The following is an 8,050-nucleotide window of genomic DNA, read 5'->3' on the forward strand; positions in this document are numbered from 1 at the left end:
GGAGTTACAGTTCGCACATGAGCATGCAGCGGACGGGGGCCCGCAGCGCACCGGAGCCCCACCGTCAAGATGATTTCGTCGCGGTCCCGTACCTGCGCCAGGGCCAGCTCATCTCCTTGATCCGGTGGAATCTGGTCAACGGGGAGTGGAAGTACACCACCATCCTCGCCGAGTACCTGCATCGCGACGAAGGCTCGTGGTACCTCGTCATCAACGGCAACCGTGCCCGACTCGACCGATCGGAGTGGGCGATCTTCAACTGAGGTCGCCCACTCTCTGGGTACTCTGCGGAATGTGACCCAGACCGAGAAACGAGAGCGGACGGCCGAGCCGGAGCATCGCTGGCCCGCCGTGATCGCCACCCTGATCGCCCTCGCCGCCTACGCCTTCCTGCCGAGCGTCGTGCCGGCGATCGAGCGGTACGCGGTGGTCGGCATCTGCCTGCTCATGGTGATCGCCCTGGTGATCTACAACCCGCACCACCTGACGCGGGAGTCGGCCTGGTCGCGACGGGCGGAGATCGCGCTGGCGATCTTCATCCTCGTCGCCAACCAGATCGCCCTCGGCGAGACGATCGTCCGGCTGCTCAACAAGCACGGGAACGGGTACGAGCTGCTGCTGGCATCACTGCAGGTATGGCTCACGAACGTGATCGCGTTCGCCCTCATGTACTGGGTGCTGGACCGCGGCGGTCCCGTCGCGCGGGCCATGGTCCCGCGGCCGAAGCTGGAGCTGGCCGACTTCCGCTTCCCGCAGGACGAGGACCACGACGCCGTCGACGAGGTCGCCCGCGGGTCGAGCAAGAAGGCCGACTGGGTGCCGAACTACATCGACTACTTCTACTTCTCCCTGTCCAACTCGATGGCCTTCAGCCCGACGGACACCATGCCCCTCACGCATCGCGCGAAGCTGCTCATGGCCCTGGAGTCGTTCGCCGGGTTCGTGCTCCTCGCGCTGGTCATCGCGCGGGCGGTGTCCCTCATCGGCTGACCTTTTTCGCGTCATGCTCTGCCGCCGACCTCGTTAGAGAGAGTAGGAAGAGGCGAAGGGATCGGCGGATGCGCATCATTGGCAGCACACGGGCCACACGGGTCGCGGCGGCGGCGGTCGTGGCGGCGTCGCTCCTCGGCTTGACGGCCTGCTCGGGTGACAGCGCGCCGACCCCGGGCCCGACCCTCCCGGTGGACCCGCCGTCCACCCCGGCGCCGAACTCGGGATGGAAGGCACCCACTGAACCGAGCATCGTGTTCCGCAACACCGCTCCTGGAGACGACTTCGGCAAGGTCTCCTCGGTCGCGCTATCGGCGCCGGCCGGCGCACGCACGGTCTCGCCGCTCACCTGCGAGCGCGTCGACGCGTCCCGGCGAGCGCTCTCCTGCCTGAGCCGGCTCGACACCGACCCGGTGGGGTATCGCGCGACGCTCTACGAGGCCGACGGGTCCGAGAACGTCTTCTGGTCACTCCCCGGGCCGCCGAGCCGCACCCGCCTGTCCCCCAACTCACAGCTCGCGGCCTGGACCGGCTTCGTCGACGGGGAGTCGTACGGGGGTGTCGCCTTCTCGACCCAGACGATCATCACCCAGGTGCACGGCACCTATTACGGTCCGCTGGACGCCTTCACGTTCCTGGTGGATGCGAAACCGTACGCCGCCCCCGACCTCAACTTCTGGGGCGTGACGTTCGCCGACGACGGCAACACCTTCTACGCGACGGCGGCCTCCGCGGGGCGCACGTGGCTGGCTCGCGGCAACCTCCGTGGGCGCACGCTCGTCGCGGTGCGCGAGGGAGCCGAGTGTCCGTCGCTGTCGCCGGACGGCACGCGGGTCGCCTACAAGAAGAACCTCGGCACGGCCGATGCCCCTCGCTGGACGCTCGCGGTCTACGACCTCGGCTCGAAGGCCGAAACTGTTCTCCCACTCACGGGCAACGTGGACGATCAGGCCGAGTGGCTGGACGACCAGACGCTGCTGTTCGGGCTGCCGGTGCCCGGCTCCGACGGCGACTTCAACGTCTACTCGGCTCCGGCGGACGGCTCGGCGGCGGAGTCGCTGTTCCTCGAGCACGCGTGGTCGCCGTCGGTGGTTCGCTGACGCTGCGGGCACGCGGGAGGTGACTGCGGTCAGGCCGAGTGGAAGACGAGCGCGACGACCAGGTTGAGGCCGATCAGAGAGAGCAGCAGCGTCATGAGGTAGCCGGCGATGATCGTCGCCTGCGCGATGCGACGGGTGTGGTGACCGACGGGCGGCACGCTGCGCATCAAGACATGTCCGAGAGGGACAGCGACGAACGGCACCACGAACGCCAGCAGCAGCGCGACGATCGCGAGCGGCCGGGCCCGCTGCGGCCTCACCGTCGGTGCGACGAGATCAGCGCCGACGCCCGTCGCGGGAGGGCGGGCCCCGCACCGACCGCGGGTATCAACCTCGTCGTTCACGAGGGGCCAACCAACGCTCGCGACCCGCGGCGAGGACGGAGCGTGCTCGAACGAGGGCGCGCTCCTCGTATCCCGACCCTGCGGGCGGCCCGGCTCATGGATGGCCACTCGCAAGGAGAGTCCAGCACGAGAGATCGACGACCCGTTCGTGGGCGCCAGGAAGGACGAGGGATGCGTCGTGCGTCGTGACGCGGTACCGGTCACCGCAGACATCGCACTCCTTCCCGGGCTCGCGTTTCACGGGTTCATCCCTATAGACGAGGATGTCCCGGTGATCGTGACGCGAGTCGACGAGAAACGGCCGGCGGTGCTGGCGGGGCAGCCGGCGGGTCCGTCATGCCCGAAAGGCGGGCCCGCCGACCTGCATCCGTCCCGCGCCGGATGAGGGGAGAGCAGCGGGGACGATGTCGTTTAATTCCAGCAGGTCCGAGGCGGTGACGATAGACAGCGCGGTCCCTACAGGCGGCGCCAGTCGTCCGAGGTGAGGTGCGAGCCGGCCTGCGGTCCCATCTGCAGCATCCCGCCGTCGACCGCCCACGACGCCCCGGTGACGTACGACGCGGCCGGGGAGGCGAGGAACGCGATCACGGACGCGACCTCGCGGGCGTCGCCCGGACGACCGAGCGGCACGCCGGGCCGGTGCACCTCGCGCGGGTCCTCGTCCTCGGCGTCGTTCATCGGCGTCGAGATCTCGCCGGGCGCGACCGCGTTCGCGGTGATCCCGTACTCGCCGAGCTCGAGGGCCAGGGTCTTCAGTAGACCGCCGAGCCCGTGCTTCGCGGCATCGTACGCGGCGGAGCCGACCCGCGGCTGGTGCTCGTGGACGCTCGTCACGCCGATGATGCGGCCGCCGCGTCCCGCATCCACCATCCGCCGGGCCATGCGCTGGATGCAGACGAACGCGCCGTCGAGGTCGCCGCAGATGGTCTTCCGCCAGGTCTCCCAGTCGGTGTCGAAGAACGGGGTGCCGCCGTTGATGCCGGCGTTGTTGACGAAGACGTCGCAGCCGCCCAGCTCGTCGGCCAACCGGTCGACGACATCGCCGCACGCGGGGGCGTCCGTGGTGTCCAGCTGAGTGACGACCGCGCGGCGGCCCTGTTCGCGCACGAGGCGCGCGGTCTCCTGCGCGCCCTCCTCGTCGGAGTGCCAGGTGATGCCGACATCCATGCCCGCCTCCGCGAGAGCCACGGCGGTGGCCCGCCCGATACCGGAGTCCGAACCGGTGACGATGGCGGTGCGCGGGTCGGTGAGTTCGGGATAGGTGTGATCGGCCATGCCCGGCACGGTGCACCCCATCCCGCCGCCGCGCAAGGGGTGGTAGTCGTGGAGCCATGACCATCTCCGCTGTGCTCTTCGATGTCGACGGCACCCTCGTCGACTCCAACTTCCTGCACGTCGACGCGTGGAGCCGCGCGTTCGCCGAGCTGGGCACGCCGGTCGACTCCTGGCGCATCCACCGGGCCATCGGGCAGGACTCCGCTCGACTGCTGGAGCAGCTGGTCGGCGAGAGCGACGAGGAGTGGATCACGCGCGCGAAGGACCTGCACTCGCAGCACTACACAGAGCAGTCGGGTCGCTTGCGTGCATTCGCCAAGGCGGCGGACCTGCTGCGCGAGCTGTCCGGCCGGGGCATCCGCGTGGTACTGGCGACCTCGGCGCCCGAGGACGAGCTCAAAATGCTGATTGAGGTGCTGGATGCGGGGGGACGCCATCCACGCGACCACCAACGCGGACGACGTGGCGACGGCCAAGCCCGAACCCGGCATCATCGAGGTCGCGCTGGAGCGCGCCGGGGCGCAGCCGTCGGACGCTCTGTTCATCGGCGATTCGGTGTGGGACATGATGGCCGCAGCGCGGGCGCACGTGCGCTCCGCCGGTCTGCTCTCGGGCGGGGTCGGCCCGTCCGAACTGCTCGAGGCCGGCGCGGTGTCGGTCTTCGACGACCCCGCCGACCTGCTGGCCCGCATCGACGGCGTGCTGAGCGGGCGCCGTTCCGCCTGACAGCCAAGGATCGAGCCGTCTAGGTCGCGAGCGTGATGACGACATTGATCGCTACGAGTGCGACCAGCGAAAGGCTGAGGTAGCTTGCAATGAGCGCAGCTCGGACGAGTGGCACCCCGGACTCTCCGCGTTGTCTCAGCTGACGTGAGGTGACGTGCGCAATCGGAATCGCCACAACGGGTAACGGCACCGAGAGGATCACTGCGACGACAGCGGCCCGCCGAACCGGTCGAGGAATGACGGTTGGCATCGCATAGTCCATTGTGAAGTCGACTGCGTTGTTCGGCTCGGGAACCCCCGACGATGCTTCGTCGAGACCGTCCACCTCCCCCTCGGCCTCGAGGTTGACCATGTTCGACATCCCTAGTTGGGTACGTAGCCGAACGTCTGTTGAGCCGACCCGATAACTCCGACCCGATCCAAAGGCCAGACCTTCAAGATCGCTTGCCCCACCACGTTCGCGATGGGCACGAATCCCTTGGTCGGCTCCCCCTGCGTTTGACTCGAGTCACGCGAGTCATATCGATTGTCGCCAAGGACCCAGACACCGCCAGCAGGGACGGTCACGTCGAACGGCGCCGCTGCCGCGGGGCTCCCGACCGGTATCTGTGCGTAGGGCTCGGCGATCTCACGACCGTTCACGACAACCCTGCCCGCGGTGCTGCAGCAGGAGACACGGTCGCCGGGAACGGCGATGACGCGCTTGACGATGTACCCACCGGTGGTCCCTGTGGGGTCGTCGGCGTTCAGCCACCCCCCGGGGTCGGTGAACACCACGACGTCGCCACGATGCACTTGAGAGAACGCGTACGACAGGCGGTTGACCACGATCCGGTCTCCTACCTGCAAGGTGTCTTTCATGGAGACGGAAGGAACCGTGAACGGCGTGACGATGAAAGTTTGAATCAAGACCGTCGCGACGAAGGCAGCGATGACCACGACTGCGCCGAGAATGATTCGGCGACGAATCCTGCGGCGCCGCAGCTTGGCACGGCGGGTGCCGCGCGGCCCGGTGAGGTCGACCAGATGTCGCGAAGTACGCACATGATGCCCGCGAGCGACGGCCTCCTCCTGCGCGATCGTCGCCCGACGGGTCGCTGGCACCGGGGCTGGCAGGTCATCCGGCGGCTCGTTCGGCGCTCGCGTCACCGCTACCGGCTGCGGGGCGGATGCCCGATCCAAGACAGGGGGAGGATCGGTGGCAACCGGGGCACGGAGCGCCACGTGTTCGGCCACCGATGCCGGGATGAAACTCGTCTGGATCGTACCGAAATCGTCGTCTTCTTTGCGGAATGAACGTTTATCCCACCACACGACCCCGACGTGCCCTACGCGCGCGTCGGGGGATTCACCAGGCGCTTCCGCCGCGAGGTCTATCACCCCGTATGGTCCCGCTTGGATGACGGTCCTGCCAGACTCGACAGCGCAGGCCGCTTGCCACGCCTGCGGCCCTCGAGGCGCGGACGCGCCACCGAGGTTCGCCCGCCAGGAGAGCGCATCAGGGACAACGGCCGCCGACCCATTCGGGGAAACGAAAGAGGAGCGGCGCAGCCCGGATTTCCTGACGGCGCTTCGCGGCATCAGTGTCATCTCTCCTCCTTTCCGGCGACCGGAATATGGACTCACCGCCTAACGCGGATCTGCTTTCACCGATCGAGACGTACGACGCTCGTCACGGTCACTTGGGAACGACTGCGCCGAGAACACACGAGACGGACTCCGCTCCGGCAGGCAGGGTTGCCGACGTCTGCCAGTCGACCGCGGTTCCGGGAGCCGGCGACTTCAGCGTGGTGACGCCACGGGTGTAGACGGTCGATGTCTTCCTATCGACCCAGCTCACCGAGATGACAGCGTCGCCGCTTTCGCCCTCAGGCATCGTCAGGGTTCCCTTGGCGGTCACTTCGGCGCCCGTCGTGTCGCAGCTGGTCATCTTTGCGGCGGTGATGATCCCTTTGCCGGTCGGCACCTCGGGCAGCGAAGCACTGCCAGTGGTCTTGGCCTCCGACGTGCTGCTCTTGTTGCTTGTCGGTGTAGGCGACGGCGATGGGGAGCATGCCGACAGCGTGCCCAGCGCAAGGGCGACTCCGGCAGCGACAGCGAACGTTCGAACGCTGTTGTTCATTTGTCTTTTCTTCATTTCTCTATCCGTTCCATCTCGATCGGCTCTCGTGCCGAGGTTTTGGCCTCTAATGACAGAGACGCGATTCTGGCGCTTTCATGACGCGTACCTCCCGCTTGTTCAGCCACCAGTTGTCCGGACTGCGGTGATGACGAGGTTGTGGGTGGAGGGTGTGCCGTGTTTGTTCTGCAGGCAGGTGATGAGGACGAGTCTGTTCGGGACGTTGGCCCAGGTGGGGGTGTTGGATGCCATCTGGTCCTTCGGGATCGTCTGTGTCGTGGTGACTTCGTATCGTTGGTCGCCGACGAGGATCGCCGTGCCGGGGGTGAGCGTCGATGTGCCGGTGGCGGGGTCCTCGACGTAGTTGCCTGGCGCCAGCCCGCCTCCTCTCACGGAGTGGGTGACCAGGTACACGGTCCCGGTGCCCGCTTGTGCCAGTGAGACACCGCGGTTGCGCACCCGGTAGACGGAGGTGAACCCGGGGGGAACGACCGAACCGTCGACCGCGCTGACCTCGCCCAGCTGTACGTCGAGCCCGACGGCCGGGATCGCGAACCTTTCCCCGGTCGAGGAAACAGCGCGCATCGCCTGTTTCTGAGACACCGTGGGCACCTGGTCTTCATCCACCTGGACGGGGTTCCCGTTCAGGTCCGCCACGGTCGCCTCACTGTGGGGGATCTCGTTGATCACGACGATCCCCCCGACGATCAGGCAGACCGCGGACACGGCGGCGGCTATCCCGAGACGCAGGCGACGGCGAGGGGTGCGATGACGCCCGTGGCGGATCTCGGCGCTCATCGGTCGGCCCTCTTTCCCCGGGCGGCGGTCAGCGTCACCGCTGTTCCCACCAACGCCGGAAGAAGGAGCAGCAACGGCCAGGGGGTGGCCGAGCCGTCCGAAGCGCCTCCGGTCCCCACGGACACGCCACCTTCCGGCGCTGCCGGCTCGACCGGGAGCGGAACAGTCACCTCCGACGCAGCCTCAGCCGCCACACCATCGGGCTGCGCACCCGCGGCGGTGGCATGGTTGACAACGCGGGCCGCATCAATATCCGCCTGCGTCAGCTGATACGTCGCGGTCCCGGACGCTTGCTCACCCGGAGCAAGCACCCCCGCAGCGCCCGGCCACACATACGTGATCGCCGACAGCCCCGGCAGCGGATCCGTCACCGCCACCCCCGTCAGGGTCGTGTTGCCCGTGTTCTGCAGGGCGAAGTGATACGTGATCACATCTCCCGGCTTCGCCGGCGCCTGCACCCCGGACGCGTCCGCGGTCTTCACCAACGACAGCCCCGAGGACCCCTGGTCCACACCCGTGTCCGTCCCCGACACCGGCGGCACATCCACCGGGTTCCCGTCCGGAGTGTTCCCCGAACCGGTCGCCGTGTTCACCACATGCCCCGCATCAATATCCGCCTGCGTCAGCTGATACGTCGCGGTCCCGGACGCTTGCTCACCCGGAGCAAGCACCCCCGCAGCGCCCGGCCACACATACGG

Annotated in this window: 10 protein-coding genes and 2 pseudogenes; 5 read left to right on the plus strand and 7 right to left on the minus strand. The window is 67.9% G+C overall.

Annotation, left to right across the window (positions count from 1 at the left end; all coding sequences use genetic code 11):
- Positions 1 to 17 precede the first annotated feature (17 nt).
- From AB0P25_RS06995 to AB0P25_RS07005, 3 genes are all read left to right on the plus strand, one after another.
- Complete coding sequence (locus tag AB0P25_RS06995) at positions 18 to 263, plus strand: hypothetical protein (RefSeq protein WP_363806297.1); 246 nt, start codon at positions 18 to 20, stop codon at positions 261 to 263.
- Between the two features lie 31 nt (positions 264 to 294).
- Complete coding sequence (locus tag AB0P25_RS07000; RefSeq protein WP_363806298.1) at positions 295 to 990, plus strand: hypothetical protein; 696 nt, start codon at positions 295 to 297, stop codon at positions 988 to 990.
- Between the two features lie 68 nt (positions 991 to 1,058).
- Complete coding sequence (locus AB0P25_RS07005) at positions 1,059 to 2,090, plus strand: hypothetical protein (protein ID WP_363806299.1); 1,032 nt, start codon at positions 1,059 to 1,061, stop codon at positions 2,088 to 2,090.
- 29 nt (positions 2,091 to 2,119) lie between these two features.
- On the opposite strand, the gene AB0P25_RS07010 is transcribed toward AB0P25_RS07005, so the two are convergent.
- The gene (locus tag AB0P25_RS07010) at positions 2,120 to 2,350 is read right to left on the minus strand and encodes a hypothetical protein (RefSeq protein WP_363806300.1); all 231 of its coding nucleotides are present in this window, start codon (positions 2,348 to 2,350) and stop codon (positions 2,120 to 2,122) included.
- Between the two features lie 540 nt (positions 2,351 to 2,890).
- On the minus strand, positions 2,891 to 3,709 hold the full coding sequence (locus AB0P25_RS07015) for an SDR family oxidoreductase (protein ID WP_363806301.1): 819 nt from the start codon (positions 3,707 to 3,709) through the stop codon (positions 2,891 to 2,893).
- Between the two features lie 56 nt (positions 3,710 to 3,765).
- On the opposite strand from AB0P25_RS07015, the pseudogene AB0P25_RS07020 reads away from it, so the two are divergent.
- Positions 3,766 to 4,080 (plus strand): annotated as a pseudogene (locus AB0P25_RS07020) (HAD hydrolase-like protein); the annotation flags it as partial.
- 49 nt (positions 4,081 to 4,129) lie between these two features.
- Entirely contained in the window at positions 4,130 to 4,435 is a 306-nt protein-coding gene (locus AB0P25_RS07025; RefSeq protein WP_363806302.1) for an HAD family hydrolase, read from the plus strand.
- A gap of 19 nt (positions 4,436 to 4,454) precedes the next feature.
- Here the strand turns inward: AB0P25_RS07025 and AB0P25_RS07030 are convergent, their stop codons facing one another.
- The 5 genes and pseudogenes from AB0P25_RS07030 to AB0P25_RS07050 all read right to left on the minus strand — a co-directional run.
- A complete protein-coding gene (locus tag AB0P25_RS07030; RefSeq protein WP_363806303.1) occupies positions 4,455 to 4,796 on the minus strand; it encodes a hypothetical protein in 342 nt (113 codons plus the stop codon).
- A 2-nt stretch (positions 4,797 to 4,798) separates the two neighbouring features.
- On the minus strand, positions 4,799 to 6,025 hold the full coding sequence (lepB, locus tag AB0P25_RS07035) for a signal peptidase I (protein ID WP_363806304.1): 1,227 nt from the start codon (positions 6,023 to 6,025) through the stop codon (positions 4,799 to 4,801).
- An 88-nt stretch (positions 6,026 to 6,113) separates the two neighbouring features.
- On the minus strand, positions 6,114 to 6,557 hold the full coding sequence (locus AB0P25_RS07040; protein WP_363806305.1) for a hypothetical protein: 444 nt from the start codon (positions 6,555 to 6,557) through the stop codon (positions 6,114 to 6,116).
- Positions 6,558 to 6,674: 117 nt separating this feature from the next.
- On the minus strand, positions 6,675 to 7,352 hold the full coding sequence (locus AB0P25_RS07045) for a class F sortase (protein ID WP_363806306.1): 678 nt from the start codon (positions 7,350 to 7,352) through the stop codon (positions 6,675 to 6,677).
- Positions 7,349 to 8,050: pseudogene (locus AB0P25_RS07050) on the minus strand (hypothetical protein); the annotation flags it as partial. The gene AB0P25_RS07045 and the pseudogene AB0P25_RS07050, both read right to left, overlap by 4 nt.

It is taken from the genome of Leifsonia sp. NPDC077715, from assembly GCF_040686855.1.
Lineage (GTDB): Bacteria > Actinomycetota > Actinomycetes > Actinomycetales > Microbacteriaceae > Leifsonia.